Source organism: Marinobacter xestospongiae, assembly GCF_023156385.1.
Lineage (GTDB): Bacteria > Pseudomonadota > Gammaproteobacteria > Pseudomonadales > Oleiphilaceae > Marinobacter > Marinobacter xestospongiae.
On sequence record NZ_JAKZAK010000013.1, the window covers coordinates 80,845 to 101,853 of the forward strand.

Genomic DNA, 21,009 nt, shown 5'->3' on the forward strand with positions numbered 1-21,009 from the left:
GATCTGTGGGGGGACGGACAGGGCGCACGCTGGCAGAAACTTGAACAAATGTCATATTTTGTCGGCGGGGGATTTCCAGTCTGGCCCTTTCGGATATGCTGTGGTTTGGCCCATTGATCATTGCGGTACACGGACAGTTCCCAATAACAACACCAACATGGACTCCTGGCATGTACTCCCGGCTTCGCAGTAACTTCCGCCTCTCCATCATCACCCTGCTGGGTGCCAGTGCGGTGCTTGGAATCACCCCGTTTGCCCTCTATCGGTTCTGGCAGGGCACCATCCTGGCGGGGCTGATCGATCTCAGTATCCTGGTCAGCATCTGTGGCGCGGTGGTGTACGCCTGGCGTACCAGTGACACCTACCGGTCCGGGTTCTTCCTGGCCATTGTCGCCTGTGGCGGCGGCGTTGCGGTGGCAACGGTGCAGGGGGAAGTGGGGCTGTTCTGGCTCTATCCCTCGCTGATTACCAGCTTTTTCCTGACGGTGGCGCCGGTGGCGGTGCTGATCAACCTGGCGGCGGTGATGGCGCTGATCATCCATGGCGCGGCGTTCTCATCCCAGGAGCAGATGTGGTCGTTCGTGACTACTGCCGTCGTGGTGAGTTGCTGTGCCTACGTGTTTGCCCTGCGCAACGAAAACCAGCGTGCCCGGCTGGAGCAGTTGGCCACCCTCGACCCCCTGACCGGTATCAAGAACCGTCGCTCCATGGACCGGGAGCTGACCGCGGCGGTGGCCAGCCATCGCCGTAACGGTCTGTCCTATGCCCTGACGTTGCTGGATCTGGATCATTTCAAGCGTATCAACGACCAGTTTGGTCACAGTGTTGGCGACGAAGTGCTGGTGGAGTTTGTCAGCCTGCTGGAGCGGCACACCCGCAAGAGCGATCAGCTCTTTCGCTACGGTGGTGAGGAGTTTGTACTGCTGTTGCCCGGGGTGGACGAATCCGGCCTGCAGGCGGTGATGAACCATCTCCAGCACAGCCTGCGACGTTCCCTGAAGAGCCCGGCGGGGCCGGTCACGGCCTCCATCGGCATCGCCCTGCTGCGGGAGGGAGACGACGCCGCCAGCTGGCTGGCCCGGGCCGATGAGGCGCTTTACCAGGCCAAGGCCGCCGGCCGTGACCGCATCATCTACGCGGAAGCACTGGCGCCGGTTACCGTTGCTGGCTGATCGTCGGCCTGTTCCGGCGTAAACAGAAACAGTCGGCTCATCAGCAGCACCGAGGCTGAGGTCAGGCCTGCGGTGAGCCCGATCCAGAAACCGGCGGCCCCCATCGCCGGTACCAGCCAGTCGGTAAACGTCAGCACATACCCCAGTGGCAGGCTCACGCCCCAGAAAGAGAACAGCATGATCAGCATCGGGATGCGGGTGTCCTTGTAGCCTCGCAGGGCACTGATGCAGGTAACCTGGATGACGTCGACGATCTGGAACAGCGCCGCCCACAGCAACAGCGCGATGGTGACCGCCTGAACCTCCGGGTCACTGGTGTAGAGCTGGGCGATCAATCCCGATCCAAGCCAGAGTCCGCTGGCAAAAACCAGCGCGATGGCACCGGCCAGCAGCAGCGAGCTGCGGGAGATCAGCCGGGCGGTGTCCGGAGCCCTGGCGCCCACCAGGAAGCTGACCCGCAGGGTCAGTGCCATGCCCAGGCTCAGTGGCACCATGAACATCAGCGAGGTGACGTTGAGTGCAATCTGATGGCCGGCCACCACCACCGGTCCAAGCGGAGCCAGGAACAGCGCGATCACCGAAAAGATGCTGGCCTCGACAAAGATGGTGAAGCCGATGGGTACCCCGATCGCAAGGATGTAGCGGATCTGGGCACCATCCGGCCGGCACCGGCTGGCCAGCAGGTGAAAGCGGCGATAGGCCGCGCTGCGGTTGAGATAGATCACCAGGGCCAGCGCGGCAATGCCGTTGGCAATGGCGGTGGCCCAACCACAGCCAACCCCGCCCATGGCCGGCAGTCCCAGCTTGCCGTAGATGAAAATGTAGTTCAGCGGCAGGTTGCACAGCGTGCCCAGCAGCGAGAACACCATGATCACCTTGGTGTGGCCGAGGCCATCGGTCAGTCCCCGCAGAGCGACAATCAGGAACAGCGCCGGCACGCCCCAGATAAAGGCATCCAGATAGCCCTGGGTGATACCGGCGGTGGTGCTTTCCAGTTCCAGCATCGCCAGGATCGGTCGCACGTTGGCCAACGCCACCATCATCAGCACCGCACCGACCGCAGCAATGTACAGCCCCTGCCAGGTGGCGGGCATGATGCGATGATTGTCGCCCGCGCCACGGTAACCTGAAATGATCGGTTGCAGTGCTCCCAGCAGCCCCATGAAGAACAGGAACAGGGGCATCCACAGACTGCTGCCAATGCCCACGGCAGCCAGATCCTCGGCGCTGGCGTGTCCGGCCATCACGGTATCGATGGCGCCATTGGCCATCTGCGCCAGTTGCGCCACCAGAATCGGCGCGCCCAGGCGGATCAGCGTGCCCCACTCCGACAGCGTGCGCTGAACCAGCGGCTGGCGGCTGGCGGGGAGAGGTTGATGGGTGTCGTCCAGGGTCTGCACGGCGAAGGTTCCAGGTCTTAGTGTTTGAGGGGCGCGGTCCGGTGTCACGGCGACGGATCAGGGTGACATCCGCGGTGATGGGTCGGCGCCCCGGGGAAGACCGTCCATGATAGCTCGTGGCGCCTACTTAGTGCATAAGGGAAGATGCTTGTGGATAATAACCGGCTCGTCACAGAGCGGACACGCTGTTGTCATCAACCCGTGATCCCGGATGCGCAGATGGGCGTATGCAGGGAGAATGGTCGTCACTAACGGAATTCGACATGCTGAGCCCAGAAGCGCAAGCGGTGCAGGCCGCCCTCATCGAGCAGGGCCTGGAAACGCCCCTCAACGAAAACGTACTGACCCGGGATCAGAAGGTGACACGCATCACCGAGCTGATGGCGGAGGTGGTCGCCACCCTGGGTCTGGATCTCAACGATGACAGCCTCCATGACACCCCGCAGCGCATTGCGCGGATGTACGTAGACGAAGTGTTCGCCGGCCTGGACTACCACCAGTTTCCAAAGATCTCCCAGATCGACAACAAGATGGGGGTGGATGAGATGATCCGGGTGCGGGACATCGCGGTGCTGAGTACCTGTGAGCATCACTTTGTCACCATTGATGGCCTGGCACGGGTGGCGTACCTGCCCCGGAACAGGGTGATCGGCCTGTCCAAGATCAACCGCATCGTGCGTTTCTTTGCCCAGCGGCCCCAGGTTCAGGAGCGGCTGACCCACCAGATTCTGGTGGCGTTGCAGACCCTGCTGGAGGTGGACGACGTTGCGGTGCAGATCCAGGCGACCCATTACTGCGTCAAGGCGCGGGGGGTGATGGACGTCAGTTCCGAGACAGAGACCCTGGCTCTGGGCGGGGTGTTCAAGAGCGATCGCGACCGCCGTCGGGAGTTTCTCGCTGGCTGATGCCCCGGGTGTGGGCGGCTGACAGTGTGGTAAAGTGCGCTTCCTTTTCGCAGGCAACCGGAGGGTTGCCGCTATCCGGTCGGGGAGTTGCGTGGTATGGCACTGCTGGTTGTTGTCACGGTCCTGTGGGCATTTTCGTTCAGTCTGATTGGTGAGTTCCTCGCCGGCCGGGTGGACAGCGATTTTGCCGTGCTGACCCGGGTTCTTCTGGGCGGGCTGGTGTTCCTGCCGTTGCTGCGCTGGCGCGGTATTCCGGCGGGGCTGCAGCTGGGCACCCTGGCCGTGGGCGCGCTGCAGTTCGGGATCACCTACCTGTGCCTGTATCGATCCTTTGCCTACCTCTCCGTACCTGAGGTCTTGCTGTTCACCATCTTCACGCCGCTCTATGTCACCCTCATTGACGATGCCTTCTATCGCCGGTTTACCCCGATGGCGCTGGTGGCGGCGGCGATTGCCACCGTGGGCGCGGGCATCATCCGCTACGATGGCCTGAGTGAGGACTTCATTGCCGGTTTCCTGCTGCTGCAGCTGGCCAATGCCACCTTTGCCGCCGGTCAGGTGGGCTACAAACACTTGATGCGGCACTACGCCGGCGTGGCCAATCCCCGGCACACCTTCGGCTACTTCTTCCTCGGCGCCCTGCTGGTGGCGCTGCCTTCCTTCCTGATCTTCGGTCAGGCCGACAAACTGCCCTCCACCGGGCTGCAGTGGGGCATCCTGGCCTGGCTGGGTCTGGTTGCGTCCGGTCTCGGATTCTTCCTGTGGAACCGGGGCGCCTGCGAGGTGGACGCCGGCACCCTGGCGATCATGAACAACGCCCTGGTACCCGCCGGTCTGCTGGTGAACCTGCTGATCTGGAACCGCGATGCGGATCTGCTGCGCCTGGCTCTGGGCGGCAGCGTGATCCTGCTGTCGTTGTGGGTGAACGTCCGGTTCCGTCCCCATCGCCTGCAAACCGCCTGATACGGCGCGGCGTCCAGGCGCCCAGGTTGATCTTTCACACTTTTTAACCATCTTTATTCTAAGGTCTTAAGAATCGGCCTTGGCGTGTTTGGTAAACTCGCCTTGATAAAAATCAATTCCTTGCGAGGAAGTTGGCTCTTGGCAGCCAACCAGCGTGGAGACGCCCAGAATGCGTAAGAACCTGCCGGTGACCCAGCAAGAAGTCCGGATGAGAGAGGGTGGGCGGCTGATCACCACCACCGACCTGAAAGGGGTCATCACCTACTGCAACGACGAGTTTGTCGAGATCAGCGGATTCTCACGCGAGGAGCTGGTGGGCCAGGCCCACAACATCATCCGTCACCCTGACATGCCCCAGGGCGTGTTCAAGGGTATGTGGGATACCCTGAAAGCGGGGCGACCCTGGCTGGGTATCGTCAAGAATCGCGCCAAGAACGGCGATCACTACTGGGTCAGCGCCTATGTCACGCCGATCTGGGACGGCAAGACCATGGTGGGCTTTGAGTCGGTCCGCACCGCACCCAGCCGGGAGCAGGTGTCACGGGCTGAGAAACTCTATCGCCGGCTGTCCGCTGGCCGTCACAGTGATCACCGTGGCCGGGTTGCATCGATTGTCCGTTCCGGCTGGCCGCTGCTGGTCTCGCTGGCGGCTTCCCTGGTGGCGCTGGGGCTGGATCACAGTGGTCTGGCGCTGGCGCTGATCGTCGCCGGGCACCTGGTGGCCGGCGGACTGCTGACCCAGTCGCTGTCCAGTCGCCTGCGGCGGTTGATCGATCTGCGACCGGATGCCTTCAAGGACCCGGTGGTGGCCAAGACCTACACCGATGAAGACGGCCTGTTCGCCCAGTTGGCGATGGTGCTGATGAGCGAGGAGGCCCGTATCCGCACCGTGCTTGCGCGGATCGAGGACCACTCCGATCTGTTGCTGGAAAAAGCCCGCTATAGCCATCGGCTGATCAGTGAGGGCGCCGATTCCATCGCCCTGCAGCGCGCCGAGACCGATCAGACCGCCTCTGCGATCAATGAGATGACCGTGTCGATCCAGGAGGTGGCCGAGAGCGTGTCCAGCAACGCCCGGGATGCCGAGGAAGCCAATCGTTCGGCGTCTTCCGGCAGTGAGCTCAGTGCCCAGGCGCTGGCGGCGATTGAACAGCTGGTTGGTCAAGTGAATGCCATTGGTGGTGCCATTGGCAAGCTGGGGGAATCCACCGAGAGCATCGGTGAGGCAACCCGGCTGATTTCCGACATCGCCGAGCAGACCAATCTACTGGCCCTCAACGCGGCCATTGAAGCCGCCCGTGCCGGTGAACAGGGCCGGGGATTCGCGGTGGTGGCCGACGAGGTACGGTCGCTGGCAGCGAGAACCCGGGAGTCCACGGTCAGCATCCAGAACATCATCGACGATTTCCGCGAGCAGGTGAGCCAGGCGGTGCAGGCCACCCGGGAAGGCGAGAGCATTGCGGGTGTTGGCCTGGAGAAGGTGCAGTCCGCAGAGCAGTCGCTGCAGGCCATCGTGTCCGCCATTGGCCGAATCTCCGACAGCTTCATTAGCATGTCGGCCGCCTTTGAGCAGCAGAGTCAGGTGTCTGATGAAATCAACCAACAGGTGGTGAGCATTGCCGAACTGGCGGACAACAGCACCGAGAAGGCGGATTCCGCCAAGACCTACAGTGAGGAACTGAGCAATATGTCGGTGGGTCTCAAGGATCTGGTGGCGCGCTTCATCACCCGCAACTGAGCCCGCCCGCCATGCTTGCGAAGGGGGAGCGAGCGGCCCGCCGGGTACGAATTGGCGGGCATTGGCCTGGTTGACTGGCATCCTGTGTGGGGGACTGGCAGAATTTCGCTCCAATTGCCGTTTGCAACGGTACCCCGGGTCAGCCCTGGCGTGCGGTGGCGGCAAGCCATAATTGATATTAATAAGCTAGCTTATACACACAGGATAACAATATGACTGACTCCAACATGGCGTCGGACGGATCGGCCAAGCGTGGCCTCTGGTCGTCCCGACTCGCCTTTATCCTCGCTGCCACCGGTTCGGCGGTCGGCCTGGGTAACGTCTGGAAGTTCCCCTACATCACCGGCGAGAATGGCGGTGGCGCCTTCGTGCTGGTTTATCTGCTCTGTATCGCGGTGATCGGCATTCCCATCATGATGGCGGAAGTCTTTATCGGTCGCAGTGGTCGCCACAATCCGGTGGCCAGTATGCGTCTGGTGGCCGAGCGTAACCTGCGCTCACCGTTGTGGCGGGTGTCGGCCATCATCGGTGTGCTGGCGGCATTCATTATCCTGTCGTTCTATTCGGTGATCGGTGGCTGGGCGGCGTCCTACATCACGCACGCCGCAAGCGGTGACTTCACCGGCCAGAGCGCTGAGGTGGTCAACCAGATCTTCGGCGATCTGCTGGCCAGCCCGGGGCAGCTGCTGATGTGGCATTCACTGTTCATGGCGCTGGTGATCCTGGTGGTTGCCCAGGGCCTGAAATCCGGCCTGGAGCGTGCGGTCAATATCCTGATGCCGGCACTGTTCGCGCTGCTGCTGCTGGCCGTAGGCTACGCCACCACCACCGGCCACTTCATGGAGGCGGTGAGCTTCCTGTTCAGACCCAACTTCGGCGCCCTAACGGTTGATGGGATACTGATCGCCCTGGGTCACGCCTTCTTCACCCTGAGCCTGGGTATGGCAATCATGATGGCGTACGGCTCCTATCTGGGGCGCGACATCTCCATCGGCAAGACCGCGGTGACGGTGTCGGTGATGGATACCGGTGTTGCGCTGCTGGCGGGTCTGGCGATCTTCCCGGTGGTGTTCGCCAACGGCCTGGAAGCCGGCGCCGGTCCCGGTCTGATCTTCCAGACCCTGCCGCTGGCCTTCGGTCAGATGCCGATGGGTACCTTCTTCGGCACCCTGTTCTTCGTACTGCTGGTGTTTGCTGCCTGGACCTCCGCCATCTCCCTGCTGGAGCCGGTGGTGGAATGGTTTGAGGAGAAGACTGTGGTGAGCCGCGGTGGCAGTGCCATCATCGTCGGGATTGCCTGCTGGTTGCTGGGGATCGCCTCGATCCTGTCCCTCAACCTGTGGTCAGACGTGACCCCGCTGGCGATGTTCGAGCGCTTCGAAGGCAAGACCATCTTTGATCTGCTCGACTACTTCACCGCCAACATCATGCTGCCGCTGTCCGGTCTGCTGACGGCTGTGTTTGTTGGCTGGTTCGTGGCCAAGGAAAGCCTGCAGCAGGACATCAACCTGTCCAACAGCGCGTTCGGCCTGTGGCTGAACCTGCTGCGTTTCGTCACCCCGGTCGCGGTGGTGATCGTGTTTGTCTACAACCTGATGAGTTGAAGACCTGTGCCACGACCGGCCATCCGGTCGTGGCACGCCTCTCCCTGAATTGGTTGCTACTCCATCTCCGTTGCCCGGCGGAGGGTGTCCCGATGGGGACGCACGGCGGCAATATCGCCTTTGGGCGCACTTTCCAGCATTTTTCTCACCGCCATCATCTGCTCCACCGATGCTCGTATCTGGGCTTTCTGGGCGTCGCTGAGGTTGGGGTTGTTCTCCAGCTGTGACAGCATCGCCGACGGGTCTGCCGGCATCTGGTTCATCTGCTCGGCCACCTCGAGCGCCATCCAGGCGCGGAAGACCCGGTCGCCAACCCGCCCCCATTCCGGTACATCGTCAAAGCCGTGATCTTCCACCACGTCTTCCAGCAGGCCGTAGGAGGGGTGGTCGGTGACCTTGGCCAGGGTGCTGCTGAACAGGTGCTCAAAGTTCGGCAGTTCGTTGCCATTGGGTCGGGCCTGGCGTTCCAGCTCCTGGTCGAGGTCGGCGAACTCTTCCTCCATGGCGTTGATTTGCTCCATGACGTCGATGAAACGACGAACCTGGTCGTCGGACAGGCTGTCGGCGAGGGCAGTCCCGGACAGGGACCAGGTCAGAGCCAGCAACAGGCTCAGGGCGAGTGTTTGTAAGGGGGACATTTCTTTCTCCAGGCAGTGTGAGGATAGACCGGTGTTCCGGCCCGCTATCGTTCCCCCATATTGCCACCACCAGGACAGTGCCTCCACTCGGATAGCGCGACCCCCAGATAGCGCCACCACCCGGGTGCGGCAAGCGGTTCGCGACGCCCGGCTCAGCTGGCTGGGCGCTGATTCGGCTGCAACCAGGCGGCGGGGACGGATGCCCGCAGATGCTGGAGAAAGGCGCGCTGGCGTCGGGCCAGCTGGCCGTGGGGGTAGATCAGCCAGATCGGCAGCGAAGGACCCTGCCATTCCGGCAGGCAGGGCACCATGGTGCCCGGGTGGCTGCGCAGGCGTCGGGCGGTGAGCCAGTGGGGCAGCAATCCCAGCCCACGGCCGCGGGCAATGGCGTCGCCCTGTAGAGTGAACTGGTCCACCCGCAGGCAGGACACCGGCGGGTTGAGGGGGTAAAGACCCTCGCGGGGATGCTGGAGCACCAGGCCGTCATTGCTGTCCCCCAGCAGGTCCACCCAGTCGTAGTGGATCAGTTCCCGGGGATGCTCGGGGTGGCCATGGCGCGCCAGATAGTCTGGCTGGGCGTACAGGCCCTGGCTCAGGGTACCGATGGGCTCCTGGCGCAGGCCGATGTCATCCAGCTGGCCAAGCCACAGGCAGGGGCCATCGATGGTGTCGGCGCAGGGGCGGGCCACCTGGGTGTGGATCACCACCCGCACGCCACGGTGCCGGGCCATGAAGGTCTCCACCAGGTCGGGGAACCAGCCCCGGGTGAAGGCGCCGTGACAGCGCAGCACCAGGTCGCCGCGGATTTCCTCCTGCAATTCATCCAGCGCGCTGCGGCCCTGCCGAGCAAGCTGCAGAATGTCGTCGCAGTAGCGGTAGAACAGTCGTCCGGCTTCAGTGGCACTGAGACGGTTGGATTCCCGTCGCAGCAGAGCCTGGCCCAGCTGTTTTTCCAGCTGACGGATGCGCCGGCTGAGGGTGGACTTGGGCAGGTTGAGATCGCGGGCGCTGGCGGTGAGGCTGCCAGACTGGATCACAGTGGCGAAGGCCTCCAGTTCCTTGAGGTCGAACATGGGGTGTTCCGGTATTTGCAACAGATCGTGCCAGTTTATCACCTGCCTGAATTTAACGCGAACCATTATCATTCGCCTTTTTTAACGCAGGAGAGTGTCATGGTTGCGGATAGCCTGAAGCGCGCAGTGGCCCTGAATCGGGCCGGTTGGATCGGAATGGCACTGGTATCGGGACCGGTGCTGGCCGCTGACCCGGTGGCTCTGAATGAGCTGGTGGTGACTGCCGCCGGCTACGAGCAGGAGGCGACCAAGGCGCCGGCCTCTATCAGCGTCATCGACCGGGAAACCCTCGACAAGGGCGCCTATCAGGACGTCACCGACGTGCTCCGGGACGTGCCCGGTGTGGTGGTTCTGGGGGGCGGTTCCGGCGACGGTGGCAGCGACATCACCATGCGTGGACTGCCGGCCAGCTACACCCTGATTCTGGTGGATGGCCGCCGGCTGTCCAGTCGCGAGAGCCGGCCCAATGGCAGCGCCGGCTTCGAGCAGGACTGGCTGCCGCCGGTGGAAGCCATTGAGCGGGTGGAAGTGGTGCGTGGCCCCATGTCGACCCTGTACGGCTCCGATGCCATTGGCGGCGTGATCAACATCATCACCCGCAAGGTGCCGGATGCCTGGGCCGGCAGTGTCCAGATGGAAACCATCATCCAGGAAGATCAGGCGTCCGGTAACGTCCAGCAGGCCAACTTCAGCATTGGCGGGCCTCTGGTGGACGACCTGCTGGGGCTGCAGATCTACGGCCGTCAGCACAGTCGGGAGGAGGATGAGATCATCGGTGGCTTCGAGGAGAAGGAACTGCAGAGCATCACCACCCGCCTGGCACTGACCCCGAACCCGGATCACGATGTGATCCTGGAAGCCGGCGTGACTGACCAGCGGCGGCGATCTTTTGTCGGCGTGTCCGGCCAGGCCGACGGTTGCCGCGGTGGCTGTACCGACTCCGACAACAAGCACCAGCGCCAGCACTACGCCCTGTCCCACACCGGGCGCTGGCAGCTGGGCACCTCCGACACCTTAGTGCAGCGGGAGACCACGGAGAACCGCAGCCGCGAAATGGAAATCACCAACACCGTCGCCAAGAGCAGCCTGGTGACCGTGCTGGGGGATCACATCGTTACCGTGGGCGCCAGCTACGAGGAAGAGTCGCTGGACGACCGCACCTCCAACCGCATTTCCGACCGCACCCGGGTGGATGGCTCCAAGTGGGCGCTGTTCGCCGAGGACGAGTGGATGCTCAGTGACAGCCTGTCGCTGACGGGGGGCGCCCGGCTCGATGATGACGAGAACTACGGCAGCCACGTCAGCCCCCGTCTTTACGCGGTGTGGCAGCTGTCGCCATCGGTCACCGTCAAGGGTGGGGTCTCCACCGGTTTCCGTTCCCCCAACCTGCGGGAGATTACCCCGGACTGGGGGCAGATCAGCCGTGGTGGCAACATCTATGGCAACCCGGATCTGGAGCCGGAAACCTCCCTCAACAAGGAGGTCGGCCTGCATTACCGTGGCGCCACTGGTGTGGCCGCCGGCCTGACCCTGTTCCACACTGATTTCGAGGACAAGATCACCCGGGTGGCGTGCCCTATCAGCATCTGCACCGACGGTCCCAACCAGTTCGGCTCCGACCCCACCTACCGGGTCAACGTTGATGAAGCCATCACCCGCGGTGTGGAGATGAATCTGTCGACGCCGCTGGGGCAGTCCCTGGCGCTCTCCACCAGCTACACCTATACCGATTCCGAGCAGAAGTCCGGAGCCTACGATGGTCAGCCGCTGGTGCAGGTGCCAGAGCACCTGGTGAGCCTCGGGCTGGACTGGCAGGCCAGCGACCGTCTGGCGCCGTGGTTGAAGGTGCGCTACCGCGGTGAAGAAAGCCAGCCGGTGACCGGACCTTCCAGCCGTTCCGTCGTGGCGCCGTCCAACACCCTGGTGGATGCCGGTATGGTCTACGACCTGACCGAGCGCACCCAACTCAAGGCCGGCGTCTACAACCTGATGGACAAGGAAATCCGCGACGACGAATACGGCTATCACGCCGATGGCCGCCGCTACTGGCTGGCCCTGAACGTCGGCTTCTAAAGGCGCGCTTCCGGGCCTGGCAATTGGCAGAGCCGGGTCCAGAAGCTCATGTCGGCGGAACCCTCATCAATCAGCGCCAGATACCGTTGGGTCTCCGGTTCACTAAGCCATTGCTGGCAGATGGCTTCCGCCAGTGCCTGAGTGCGGGCCAGCGTGACGTCGGCGTAGAGGCCGTCTGCACCCCGCAGCAACCAGTGGCCCAGCAAGCCGTCGCGATGCAGGAAGAACCCTTGCTCCGCGGCCTGGGCCCGCGCCAGCAGCTGCGCTTCGGTGATGCCGGGACGCAGCCTGAACAGCGCAAACTCCATGCCCTGAAACGTTTCAAAACCGGATTTGATCAACACGATGGACTCCTTCTGTGAGTGAAGTGTCCAGTCTGATGGAGGCCTCCTGACACCCCTGTGTCAGAGCCGCTTCAGATAATCGTCAAGGCTGACGTGCTCCGGGCTCGCCAGGGTTGCCGGTGTCAGCTGCAGAATCCGGTCCACCCGAAAGTCCCGGTAGTCCTGCCGCAGTCCGCACCAGCTGCCCAGGGTCCACTTGTTTCCCCAGTAGAACAGCCCCAGAGGCCGGATCGGACGTTGGCTGATGTCGCCATTCAGTGCCTGGTAATGCATCGCCAGTGCGGTGCCCTGGCTGATGGCCTGATGCAGCGTCTCCCAGTAGGGTGGTGGGGTGGCCTTGGGGGTTGCCGGTGCCTGTACGGTGCGGGGCGCCCGGGCATGCTCGCTGGCGAGGGTGGCGGGCAGGGCGGCTTCGATCTTGCTCTGCAGTGATCGGGCGCTGGCGGCCAACTGGCCGCTGGTGCGTGAGGTGGCCAGGTTAACGGCCAGCACCAGCGCATCCAGCTCGCCGCCGGTCAGTTGCAGCGGGGGTAGCTCAAACCCTGGCGTCAGCCGGTAGCCCACTCCGGCTTCGCCGTACACCGGTACTCCGGACACCGACAGGTCGTCGATGTAGCGGTACACCGTGCGTTCGGACACCGCCAGCCGCTGGGCCAGGGCCCGGGCGGTAATGGGCTGATGGGCCCGTAACAGGTTGGTGAGCTGGAACAGTCGATCGGATTTGCGCATGGCACCTTCCTGGTGTTGAGCGGTTGGGGCGTCCCTGCCCCAGGTACTGGGGTCAGCCGAAGTTGCGTTTTACCAGCTTTTGCAGCTCACCGACCAGGCCGCCGCGAAATGCCAGCACGCAGATAACGAAGATGGCTCCCATAATGATGTGAATGTAGTTGCCCAGCTCGCCGCCGGACAGGTAGTTCTGCATGGTGACGATGGCGCCGGCGCCCAGCAGCGGGCCGAACACCGTACCGACACCGCCCACCAGGGTCATCAGCACCACCTCGCCGGACATGTGCCAGTGCACATCGGTGAGAGAGGCAAGCTGGAACACCAGGCTCTTGGTAGCGCCGGCCAGCCCCGCCAGGGCCGCGGAGATCATGAACGCCACCCACTTGTAGTCGTTGACGTTATAACCCAGAGACACCGCCCGGGGCTCGTTCTCGCGGATGGCCTTGAGCACCTGACCGAACGGCGAGTGGATGGTGCGGTTGATCAGCCAGAAGCCGAACAGGAACACCGCCAGTACAAAATAGTACATGGTGAGGTTGTCGGACAGGTCGATCAGGCCGAACAGTTCACCGCGGGGGATGCCCTGCATGCCGTCTTCACCGCCGGTGAATGGCGCCTGCAGGTAAACGAAGAAGATCAGTTGCGCCAGCGCCAGGGTTACCATGGCGAAGTAGATGCCTTCGCGTTTCACCGCCAGCTTGCCGTAAAGCGCGCCCAGCAGGCCAGCGGCGGCGGTACCCAGCAGAATGGCCAGCTCCGGGGTCAGGTTGGCGTTCATCATCAGCCAGCCGGTGATGTAACCGCCAGTGCCCAGGAAGGCGGCGTGACCAAAGGACAGCAGACCAACGTAACCCAGCAGCAGGTTAAAGGCGCAGGCAAACAGCGCGAAGCACAGGATCTTCGCCAGAAACACCGGATAGAGCACAAAAGGTGCCACCAGGGCGACCAGCAACAGGGCGATGTGGAGTTTCGACAGTTTCATCGTGAGTTACCTTCTCTCTTATTGTTGTGGCTGATGCCGCCGGCTCAGGCTTCCTTGCCGAACAGGCCAGAGGGTTTCAGCAGCAGCACGATGACCATCACCAGGAAGATGACGGTGGTAGACGCTTCCGGGTACAGGTATTTGGTCAGCCCTTCAATCACCCCCATCGCGAGACCGGTGAGGATGGCGCCGCCGATCGAGCCCATGCCGCCGATCACCACAATGGCGAACACCACGATCAGCAGGTTGGAGCCCATTTCCGGGGACACTGAATACACCGGTGCGGCCATAACACCGGCAAAGCCGGCCAGGGCAACCCCGAAACCGAAGGTCAGGGTGACGATCAGTGGCACGTTGATGCCAAACGCCTGCATCAGCTGGGGGTTTTCGGTACCGGCCCGCAGGTAGGCGCCCAGTTTGGTTTTCTCGACCAGCCACCAGGTCAGCCCGCACACCACCAGCGAGGCAACGATGATCCAGGCGCGGTAGTTCGGCAGGTACATGAAGGGAAGTCGGGTGCCGCCCTTGAGTTCCTCCGGAATGGCGTAGGCCAGCCCTGAGGAGCCATAGACGTGGGTGAAGATGCCCTGCAGCATCAGCGCCACGCCGAAGGTCAGCAGCAGGCTGTAGAGGTGATCTTCATGGGCAATCGGCCGCACCAGGAAGCGCTCCATCAGGATGCCGATAAAGCCCACCACCAGCGGCACTACCACCAGTGCCACCCAGTAGTTCATGCCAAAGTAGCTCAGCGCCATCCAGGCGAAGAAGGCCCCCAGCATGTACATCGCGCCCTGGGCGAAGTTGATGATCTTCAGCAGCCCGAAGATGATCGCCAGCCCAAGGCTGAGCAGCGCGTAGAAGGAGCCGTTGATCAGCCCCACCAGCAGCTGCCCGAACAGTCCGAACAGGTTGATTCCAAGAAACGTCATCATAGCCTTTGCTTGCTCTTGCCAGTCACTGTCGACGGCCCGCCGGCACCGGGGTGCGGCGGGCCGATGGGGCGCTTAGTCGGCGAAGTTGCATTCCGGCAGCATCGGCGCAAAGGCCTGGTCACCCGGAATCACGCTCAGCACATTGAGGATGTCGTCGTTGTCGCGGCGCTGGTCGGCGGGCTTGATCTCGGCGTAGTACATGTCGTGGACCATGCGGCCGTCGGCGCGCAGGTAGGCGTTGCGGGCGAAGAAGTCGTCAGGCTTGAGCTCCCGCATCTTGGCCATCACCGCGTCGGAGTCGTCGGTGCCGGCGGCTTCCACCGCGCGGAAGTAATGCATCGCCATGGAGTAGGCGCCGGCGTGGCCCATGGCCGGGATGCTGCCATGACGTTCCTTGAAGCGGTTGCTCCAGGCCCGGGTTTCATCGTCGTAGTCCCAGTAGAACCCGGTGGTCAGGCGCATACCGGCGGCGGTGTCCGGGTCCATGGCCTGGGCGGCGGGAGTGAACACCAGCAGGCCGGCCACATCGACCATCTCGGTCAGCCCGAACTCGGTGGCGGCCTTGAGTGAGTTGACGGTGTCGGCACCGGCGTTGGCCAGGGCCACCACGTCAGCACCGGAGGCCTGGGCCTGCAGCACGTAGGAAGAGAAGTCGGTAGTGGCCAGCGGCGCGCGCACCACACCCACCACTTCACCGCCGTTGTTCTCAATCACCTCGGTGGCAACGGATTCCAGGGCATGGCCGAAGGCGTAGTCGGCGGTGATGAAGAACCATTTCTTCTTGCCGGAATCCACCATCGGTTTAACGGTACCGTTGGCCAGCGCTGCCACGTTGTAGGTCCAGTGAACGTTGTAGGGCGAGCAGGAGGCGGTGGTGAAGGCGTTGGATGCGGCGGTAGAGATCATCGCGATCTTCTTGGCATCGGTCAGTACCTTGGTGGCGGCGCCGGTCACCGCTGAGGAGACCAGGCCACCGACGGCGTCGACCTGCTCATCCTCGACCCATTTGCGGACAATGGCGGAGCCGACGTCGGCCTTGAGCTGGTCATCGGCACTGACGATCTCGATCGGGGCGCCGAGCACTTCGCCGCCAAAGTCTTCCGCGGCCATTTCCAGGGCCGTCACACAGCCAGGGCCACAAAGGTCAGAGTAGACACCGCCCATGTCGGCGAGCACGCCGATCTTGATCTTGTCATCCGATACGTTGGCGACAGCGGCGGTGGAGGTGGCAGCGGCGACAGCCACAGCGGCCAGGGTCTTGGTGAACCGGTTCATGTTGTTTCTCCAATTGAGCAAGTTGTTGTTGTTTCTCAGGTATGGTGGCCGGGAGTGCCGGCTCAGACACCCAGGTAGGTGTTCAGTAAGGATTCTTTTTCCGCGAGTTCGTGGGCCTGGACTTCCTCCACCACATGGCCGTGTTCCATCACGTAGTGACGGTCGGCGATGGGGGCGGCAAAACGGAAGTTCTGCTCCACCAGCAGGATGGTCAGCCCCCGCTCTTTCAGGGCGATCAGCACGTCCCCCAGCTTCTGCACGATCACCGGCGCCAGACCTTCGGTGATTTCATCCAGCAGCAGAATGTTGGCGCCGGTCCGCAGGATGCGGGCCAGTGCCAGCATCTGCTGCTCGCCGCCGGACAGTCGGGTGCCCTGGCTGAAGCGACGCTCGTAGAGGTTGGGGAACATCTCGAACAGTTCCTCCACACTCATGCCGTCGGAACGGACGGTGGGGGGCAGCATCAGGTTTTCCAGCACATTGAGGCTGGAGAAAATGCCGCGCTCCTCGGGGCAGAAGCCCAGGCCCAGATGGGCTATGCGGTGGGCGGGCATGTCGATGGTCTCAGTGCCATTGACGGTGATGGAGCCGGTCCGGCGTCCCACCATGTTCATGATGGCCCGCAGGGTTGTGCTGCGGCCGGCGCCGTTGCGTCCCAGCAGGGTGACCAGCTCGCCCTGGCTCAGGTGCAGGTCGATGCCGTGGAGGATGTGGGACTCGCCGTAGAAGGCATGGACATCCGCCAGACGAAGTTTCTCTCGATGGGTGCTCACGCCGTCTCCTCCTGCTGCGCATTGGCCTCGGCCGCGGCGGCGGTGCCCATGTAGGCTTCCTGCACCCGCGGGTCGGTGGACACAGTGGCGTAATCGCCTTCAGTGAGAATGGCGCCGCGCTGCAATACGGTGATACGGTCGGCCAGCTTGGACACCACGTGTAGGTTGTGCTCCACCATCAGGATGGTGCGGCCGGCGGACACCTGCTTGATCAGGTCCGCGACCCGGCCAACGTCTTCGTGGCCCATGCCCTGGGTGGGCTCGTCCAGCAGCATCAGCTCCGGGTCCAGTGCCAGCGTGGTGGCAATCTCCAGTGCCCGCTTACGGCCGTAGGAGAGGTCCATGGTGCGGGCATCGGCAAAGCTCTCCAGCCCGACCGAGGTCAGCAGCTCCATCGCCCGGTCGTTGAGGCGGTCGAGGATGCGTTGCGGTCGCCAGAAGTGAAAACTGTTGCCCTCCTTGCGTTGCAGCGCCACGCGCACATTCTCCAGCACAGTGAGCTGGGGAAAGACCGCGGAGATCTGAAACGACCGTACCACCCCGGCCCTGGCGATGGCGGCCGGTTTCATCGGTGTGATGTCCTGGCCATTGAACAGGATGCGGCCGGAGGTGGGGCTGAGAAATTTTGTGAGCAGGTTGAAGACGGTGGTCTTGCCGGCGCCATTGGGGCCAATCAGCGCATGGATGTGCCCCCGGGTCACCTTCAGATTGACGTCATCGACGGCGGTAAATCCCTTGAACGCTTTCACAAGGTTCCGGGATTCGAGAACATAGTCTGCACTCATTTGAGAATCCAAGTTCGTTTGTTGTTGTTGTATTGAGTTCCTGGCGACCTGTCGCGAGCCGGTGGTGCTGCAGTTTGCAGACTATCCGGCATGCCCTGGTCTACAGGTGCTTACGTTAACGTAAGGTTTCCGCCAACGTAGCAACGGGAATCACGCTGACACAAGTACGACTTTGGTCGAAGTCTCTGTTGAAAAAAGCGACAAAAGCTTGTGTTGCCGTGGGTTGGGGCGTGTTGTATTGGATGAGCAAGTGAATAGGTCGCAGGAATATACTTTACGTTTACGTAAATGCCATCTAGCCTGATTGTTAACCATCCAGACAGAAGAGCCATGAGCAAAACCTACTCCATCAGTGAACTGGCAAGCGAATTCGACGTCACCGTGCGCAGCATCCGTTTCTACGAAGACCAGGGCCTGCTGCACCCCAGCCGGCGTGGTCAGACCCGGGTCTACTCCAGCAAGGACCGGGTGCGCCTGAAGTTGATTCTGAGGGGCAAGCGGCTGGGTTTCTCCCTGGCCGAGTCCAAGGAACTGTTTGATCTGTGGGACAACACCCATCGGGGCAGTGAGCAGCAGCTCAAGCTGATGTTGGATATCATCGAGAAGAAGCGCGAGGGGCTGCGTCAGCAGCTCAGCGACATTGCCATGGCCAACCTGGAGCTGGACAACGCTGAGGCCCGCTGCCGCAGTGCCCTGGAGGAGCTTGAAGCAAATCAGGGGGGCGTTGTCCGGGACAATTCTCCGGCCTGACATGTTCGCCGCCTGTCGTCGGTCACACCCTGTCGTTGGCCTCACCCTGTAGTTGGTTGCACCCTGTAGTTGGTTGCACCCTGTAGTCGGGCAAAGCTTCGTTAACGGTTGCGATTGGCGCGGAAAAAACAGAGTTCGTCGCTGTTCATGCCCTGTTCCTGCACCGCTGTCAGGTACGTTTTGACCCGGGCCCGGTAGCGCAATGAGCGGTTGATCACCAGTCCCTCCCCCTCATTGCCGGGCAGGATGTTGGCCGGGTCCATGAGCGCCTCCAGCGGCATCAGCAGGAGTCCCCACAGCAGGCCATAAAAGCGGTGAACCCGGGTCCGGTACTGGTACTCCGCCAGCAGCGTGTCACCCTCAAAGACCTGGGCCTGGGTGGTTTCCGATTTCATCCAATAGGTTGGAATCAGTCCAAAGGTCCAGCCCGAGATTTCCCCCGCCACAGTCTGGTCGAAGTAATCGTCCTCGGCGTCGGTGGTGACGGTGAAGCGATAGCGACTTTCGGGATGATCGTCACAGAACGGCACCTGCACCTCGTCCAATGGCTGATCGGCCAGATCTCCCCCAATGAAACCGGCACAGCCGGACAGGCTTGCGATCACCAGCAGTGCCAACGGCAGGCATACGTCACGTACCCCGAACATCTTGCGACTCCTTGTCTGAACAACCGCTTACCTTACGGGCCTGACGCGCAATTGGGAATGCCCCGGCGTGGCGCTGGCGGTATTTGAATCACTGGGCGATGAACAGGATCGACGCCGGGTCACCGGTATCCGGGTTCCTGGGTTCCTGTTGCTGCAGTGATCGGAAACCGCTGTCCCGCAGCAGCGTCTGCCAGGAGGGCAGGCTGCGGTAGTACCACGGCGCGGGGTCGCCAAAGCCGGGGCCGGCTCCGCCCCAGCTGCCCGTGCGCCAGCCATCCTCGTCCGGGTGACTGTGCGGGCCGGGATGCAGGGTTTGGATCACCAAGTGGCCGTCACTATTCAACCAGTTCGGCAGGGCTGCGAGCAGGCGGGCAACCGGGCGGTCTCCCAATAGCGAAAAGTTGCACACCGCGAGGTCAAACCGCTCCTCGGGAGCCTTGGCTGGCAGATCCTCGTAGCTCAGGACCTGATAGCGACCCGGGCCGGCGTCGCGGGCATGCCGGATCAGTGCCGGCATGGCGTCAATGCCAAGGCAGTCGATGCCGTCGTCTGCCAGGGTGCGAGTCAGCCAGCCTTCGCCGCAGCCAACATCAAGCACCTTCGCTGGCGCAAGATCGCGGATGGCTTGCACTATCGCCCGGTTGGTCACCCGCTCGCGGCTGGCGATGCGGTGTTCCCGGATCGCCCGGGCCCAGGGCTCGGCGTTGTCGTGCCAGGCACGGAGGATATCGTCGTCTGGGGTGCTCATAAGGGTCCTTCCTTGCCGGAAAACTGAATCTACCAAAAGCCGCACAGGGCCGAAAGCGCGCCATATTTCCGGCGGATTGCTCGGAAGGGGTTGAAAGCTGGTTTGCTTGCGAACTATATTGTTCGTGCGTGAACTAAATAAGTTCGTGATCGCGCTTGCCTCAGTGTTGACCGGAGATGCCATGGACCGCCGCCTTTTCCTGCTGTTAAACCGTGCCCAACACCGGGTGTTTCGCCACGTCGAGCGACTGAGTGACGAACAGTTCGGTGCCTCCGTCAGTCAGCTGGGGGTGCTGCTGGTACTGGCGAATAATCCCGCTGCCCGGCTGACCGAGGTGGCCAGGGAGCTGGGGCTCAAGAAGCCAGCAGTGACCGGCCTGGTCAACCGTATGGAGGCCTCGGGCCTGATCGCCCGTGAGCCGTGTCCGGAGGACGGTCGGGTGTCGCGGTTGCTGCTGACCGAGCAGGGGCGTGCCCGCGCCGCGATGATTCCGCCGTTCATTACCGAACTGAACGAACAGATGATGGCGGGCTTCAGCGATGATGAGATCGATGTGGTGCTGAAATTTCTCAATGCATTGCTGACCCGTTTCTGATGGCCCAAGGCCAGGAGGTAGAAATGAGCTATCTGACCCAGACACTGCAGACCGAGGCCGGTCACCAGATTGTGGCCCGAGTGTTTCCGCCGGCAACGGACAGCCGGGCCGTGGTGATTGTCGCCAGCGCCACCGGCGTGGCCCAGAGTCACTACGAAGACTTCGCCCATTGGCTGGCTGAACAGGGCTACACCGCCGTCACCTTCGATTACGACGGTATTGGTTTGTCGATCGATGGCCATGTCCGCAACAGCCGTTCCACCATGCTGAGCTGGGCCCGCTACGACTGCCCCGCGGTGCTGGATTTTGTTGAAGCGCGGTTTCCCGGCCAGCGCCGTGTCTGGATTGGTCACAGCGTTGGCGGTCACCTGTTGGGCATGATGGACAGCACCGATCGCATCGATCAGGCAATTACGGTGGCCGCCGGTACCGGCTATTGGTGGCATAACTCGCCGCCCACCAAGCGCATTGCGTGGCTGTTGTGGTACGGCCTGGTGCCGACCGTGGTGCCGCTGGCAGGCTACTTTCCGGGGCGCAGGCTCAACATCATGTGTGACCTGCCCAAGGGCGTGATGATGCAGTGGCGGAAATGGTGCCTGCATCCGCAATACGCGGTTGGTGTGGAGGGCGAGGTGCTGGAGCGTCGGTTTGCCAGTGTGCAGACGCCGATCACTGCGCTCGCCTTCAGCGATGACGAAATGATGTCCGCCCGCAACATCGAAACCCTGCATGGCTTCTTCACCGCCGCACCGAAGAAGATGCTCACCGTGCGGCCAGACGACATCGGCTGTCGCCGCATCGGCCACATCGGCTGGCACAAGGCCCGTTACCGGGCCCTGTGGGAGCAGGTGTTCAGAGAGGAGTTGGCGGCCTGACTCGCCGTAGC

General features: G+C 62.6%; 21 protein-coding genes. 9 read left to right on the forward strand and 12 right to left on the reverse strand.

Features of this window, described 5'->3' with window-relative positions; translation table 11 throughout:
- Positions 1-170: 170 nt before the first annotated feature.
- The gene (locus MLD24_RS10755) at positions 171-1,172 is read left to right on the forward strand and encodes a GGDEF domain-containing protein (RefSeq protein ID WP_227172800.1); all 1,002 of its coding nucleotides are present in this window, start codon (positions 171-173) and stop codon (positions 1,170-1,172) included.
- On the opposite strand, the gene MLD24_RS10760 is transcribed toward MLD24_RS10755, so the two are convergent.
- Complete coding sequence (locus MLD24_RS10760) at positions 1,133-2,563, reverse strand: MATE family efflux transporter (protein WP_248166662.1); 1,431 nt, start codon at positions 2,561-2,563, stop codon at positions 1,133-1,135. The genes MLD24_RS10755 and MLD24_RS10760 overlap by 40 nt on opposite strands.
- A gap of 272 nt (positions 2,564-2,835) precedes the next feature.
- On the opposite strand from MLD24_RS10760, the gene folE reads away from it, so the two are divergent.
- The 4 genes from folE (at position 2,836) to MLD24_RS10780 (ending at position 7,782) form a co-directional block, all read left to right on the forward strand.
- A complete protein-coding gene (gene folE, locus MLD24_RS10765; RefSeq protein ID WP_248166615.1) occupies positions 2,836-3,477 on the forward strand; it encodes a GTP cyclohydrolase I FolE in 642 nt (213 codons plus the stop codon).
- Between the two features lie 96 nt (positions 3,478-3,573).
- Positions 3,574-4,440, forward strand: coding sequence for a carboxylate/amino acid/amine transporter (locus MLD24_RS10770; protein WP_248166616.1), 867 nt, complete (start codon positions 3,574-3,576; stop codon positions 4,438-4,440).
- A gap of 169 nt (positions 4,441-4,609) precedes the next feature.
- Complete coding sequence (locus MLD24_RS10775; RefSeq protein WP_248166617.1) at positions 4,610-6,178, forward strand: methyl-accepting chemotaxis protein; 1,569 nt, start codon at positions 4,610-4,612, stop codon at positions 6,176-6,178.
- A gap of 212 nt (positions 6,179-6,390) precedes the next feature.
- On the forward strand, positions 6,391-7,782 hold the full coding sequence (locus MLD24_RS10780) for a sodium-dependent transporter (RefSeq protein ID WP_227172796.1): 1,392 nt from the start codon (positions 6,391-6,393) through the stop codon (positions 7,780-7,782).
- Between the two features lie 56 nt (positions 7,783-7,838).
- Here the strand turns inward: MLD24_RS10780 and MLD24_RS10785 are convergent, their stop codons facing one another.
- Together MLD24_RS10785 and MLD24_RS10790 are read right to left on the reverse strand one after the other, a co-directional pair.
- Positions 7,839-8,420: a hypothetical protein gene (locus tag MLD24_RS10785; RefSeq protein ID WP_248166618.1), complete on the reverse strand. Its 582-nt coding sequence runs from the start codon at positions 8,418-8,420 to the stop codon at positions 7,839-7,841.
- 152 nt (positions 8,421-8,572) lie between these two features.
- Entirely contained in the window at positions 8,573-9,493 is a 921-nt protein-coding gene (locus MLD24_RS10790; protein ID WP_227172794.1) for a LysR family transcriptional regulator, read from the reverse strand.
- Between the two features lie 99 nt (positions 9,494-9,592).
- On the opposite strand from MLD24_RS10790, the gene MLD24_RS10795 reads away from it, so the two are divergent.
- Positions 9,593-11,566: a ligand-gated channel protein gene (locus MLD24_RS10795; RefSeq protein ID WP_227172793.1), complete on the forward strand. Its 1,974-nt coding sequence runs from the start codon at positions 9,593-9,595 to the stop codon at positions 11,564-11,566.
- Here MLD24_RS10795 and MLD24_RS10800 read toward each other — a convergent pair.
- The 7 genes from MLD24_RS10800 to MLD24_RS10830 form a co-directional block, all read right to left on the reverse strand.
- A complete protein-coding gene (locus tag MLD24_RS10800; protein ID WP_227172792.1) occupies positions 11,563-11,910 on the reverse strand; it encodes a hypothetical protein in 348 nt (115 codons plus the stop codon). The genes MLD24_RS10795 and MLD24_RS10800 overlap by 4 nt on opposite strands.
- A 60-nt stretch (positions 11,911-11,970) precedes the next feature.
- Complete coding sequence (locus MLD24_RS10805; RefSeq protein ID WP_248166619.1) at positions 11,971-12,639, reverse strand: helix-turn-helix transcriptional regulator; 669 nt, start codon at positions 12,637-12,639, stop codon at positions 11,971-11,973.
- Positions 12,640-12,691: 52 nt separating this feature from the next.
- Positions 12,692-13,618: a branched-chain amino acid ABC transporter permease gene (locus MLD24_RS10810; RefSeq protein ID WP_227172790.1), complete on the reverse strand. Its 927-nt coding sequence runs from the start codon at positions 13,616-13,618 to the stop codon at positions 12,692-12,694.
- 44 nt (positions 13,619-13,662) lie between these two features.
- Complete coding sequence (locus MLD24_RS10815) at positions 13,663-14,550, reverse strand: branched-chain amino acid ABC transporter permease (protein WP_227172789.1); 888 nt, start codon at positions 14,548-14,550, stop codon at positions 13,663-13,665.
- Positions 14,551-14,622: 72 nt separating this feature from the next.
- On the reverse strand, positions 14,623-15,825 hold the full coding sequence (locus MLD24_RS10820; RefSeq protein WP_248166620.1) for an ABC transporter substrate-binding protein: 1,203 nt from the start codon (positions 15,823-15,825) through the stop codon (positions 14,623-14,625).
- Positions 15,826-15,887: 62 nt separating this feature from the next.
- Positions 15,888-16,598 carry an ABC transporter ATP-binding protein gene (locus tag MLD24_RS10825; RefSeq protein WP_227172787.1) on the reverse strand — a complete coding sequence of 237 codons (711 nt, stop codon included), beginning with the start codon at positions 16,596-16,598 and terminating at the stop codon, positions 15,888-15,890.
- Positions 16,595-17,383, reverse strand: coding sequence for an ABC transporter ATP-binding protein (locus tag MLD24_RS10830; RefSeq protein WP_248166621.1), 789 nt, complete (start codon positions 17,381-17,383; stop codon positions 16,595-16,597). The genes MLD24_RS10825 and MLD24_RS10830 overlap by 4 nt, the downstream gene beginning before the upstream one ends.
- A gap of 330 nt (positions 17,384-17,713) precedes the next feature.
- Between MLD24_RS10830 and MLD24_RS10835 the strand changes: the two genes are divergently transcribed.
- Positions 17,714-18,133 (forward strand): MerR family transcriptional regulator, encoded by a 420-nt coding sequence (locus MLD24_RS10835; protein WP_248166622.1) that lies wholly within the window; start codon positions 17,714-17,716, stop codon positions 18,131-18,133.
- 101 nt (positions 18,134-18,234) lie between these two features.
- On the opposite strand, the gene MLD24_RS10840 is transcribed toward MLD24_RS10835, so the two are convergent.
- Both MLD24_RS10840 and MLD24_RS10845 read right to left on the reverse strand, forming a co-directional pair.
- On the reverse strand, positions 18,235-18,780 hold the full coding sequence (locus tag MLD24_RS10840; protein WP_248166623.1) for a hypothetical protein: 546 nt from the start codon (positions 18,778-18,780) through the stop codon (positions 18,235-18,237).
- An 88-nt stretch (positions 18,781-18,868) separates the two neighbouring features.
- Positions 18,869-19,528: a class I SAM-dependent methyltransferase gene (locus MLD24_RS10845; RefSeq protein ID WP_248166624.1), complete on the reverse strand. Its 660-nt coding sequence runs from the start codon at positions 19,526-19,528 to the stop codon at positions 18,869-18,871.
- A gap of 181 nt (positions 19,529-19,709) precedes the next feature.
- Here MLD24_RS10845 and MLD24_RS10850 point away from each other — a divergent pair, with 181 nt between their 5' ends.
- Positions 19,710-20,123: a MarR family winged helix-turn-helix transcriptional regulator gene (locus MLD24_RS10850; protein WP_248166625.1), complete on the forward strand. Its 414-nt coding sequence runs from the start codon at positions 19,710-19,712 to the stop codon at positions 20,121-20,123.
- Positions 20,124-20,146: 23 nt separating this feature from the next.
- The gene (locus MLD24_RS10855; protein ID WP_248166626.1) at positions 20,147-20,998 is read left to right on the forward strand and encodes an alpha/beta hydrolase family protein; all 852 of its coding nucleotides are present in this window, start codon (positions 20,147-20,149) and stop codon (positions 20,996-20,998) included.
- The last annotated feature ends 11 nt before the right edge of the window (positions 20,999-21,009 follow it).

Bases quoted from the DNA above. Each gene is read 5' to 3' on its own strand.
- MLD24_RS10755 (WP_227172800.1), top strand. From the start codon at position 171: ATGTACTCCCGGCTTCGCAGTAACTTCCGCCTCTCCATCATCACCCTG.
- folE (WP_248166615.1), top strand. From the start codon at position 2,836: ATGCTGAGCCCAGAAGCGCAAGCGGTGCAGGCCGCCCTCATCGAGCAG.
- MLD24_RS10770 (WP_248166616.1), top strand. From the start codon at position 3,574: ATGGCACTGCTGGTTGTTGTCACGGTCCTGTGGGCATTTTCGTTCAGT.
- MLD24_RS10775 (WP_248166617.1), top strand. From the start codon at position 4,610: ATGCGTAAGAACCTGCCGGTGACCCAGCAAGAAGTCCGGATGAGAGAG.
- MLD24_RS10780 (WP_227172796.1), top strand. From the start codon at position 6,391: ATGACTGACTCCAACATGGCGTCGGACGGATCGGCCAAGCGTGGCCTC.
- MLD24_RS10785 (WP_248166618.1), bottom strand. From the start codon at position 8,420: ATGTCCCCCTTACAAACACTCGCCCTGAGCCTGTTGCTGGCTCTGACC.
- MLD24_RS10790 (WP_227172794.1), bottom strand. From the start codon at position 9,493: ATGTTCGACCTCAAGGAACTGGAGGCCTTCGCCACTGTGATCCAGTCT.
- MLD24_RS10795 (WP_227172793.1), top strand. From the start codon at position 9,593: ATGGTTGCGGATAGCCTGAAGCGCGCAGTGGCCCTGAATCGGGCCGGT.
- MLD24_RS10805 (WP_248166619.1), bottom strand. From the start codon at position 12,639: ATGCGCAAATCCGATCGACTGTTCCAGCTCACCAACCTGTTACGGGCC.
- MLD24_RS10810 (WP_227172790.1), bottom strand. From the start codon at position 13,618: ATGAAACTGTCGAAACTCCACATCGCCCTGTTGCTGGTCGCCCTGGTG.
- MLD24_RS10815 (WP_227172789.1), bottom strand. From the start codon at position 14,550: ATGATGACGTTTCTTGGAATCAACCTGTTCGGACTGTTCGGGCAGCTG.
- MLD24_RS10820 (WP_248166620.1), bottom strand. From the start codon at position 15,825: ATGAACCGGTTCACCAAGACCCTGGCCGCTGTGGCTGTCGCCGCTGCC.
- MLD24_RS10830 (WP_248166621.1), bottom strand. From the start codon at position 17,383: ATGAGTGCAGACTATGTTCTCGAATCCCGGAACCTTGTGAAAGCGTTC.
- MLD24_RS10835 (WP_248166622.1), top strand. From the start codon at position 17,714: ATGAGCAAAACCTACTCCATCAGTGAACTGGCAAGCGAATTCGACGTC.
- MLD24_RS10840 (WP_248166623.1), bottom strand. From the start codon at position 18,780: ATGTTCGGGGTACGTGACGTATGCCTGCCGTTGGCACTGCTGGTGATC.
- MLD24_RS10845 (WP_248166624.1), bottom strand. From the start codon at position 19,528: ATGAGCACCCCAGACGACGATATCCTCCGTGCCTGGCACGACAACGCC.
- MLD24_RS10850 (WP_248166625.1), top strand. From the start codon at position 19,710: ATGGACCGCCGCCTTTTCCTGCTGTTAAACCGTGCCCAACACCGGGTG.
- MLD24_RS10855 (WP_248166626.1), top strand. From the start codon at position 20,147: ATGAGCTATCTGACCCAGACACTGCAGACCGAGGCCGGTCACCAGATT.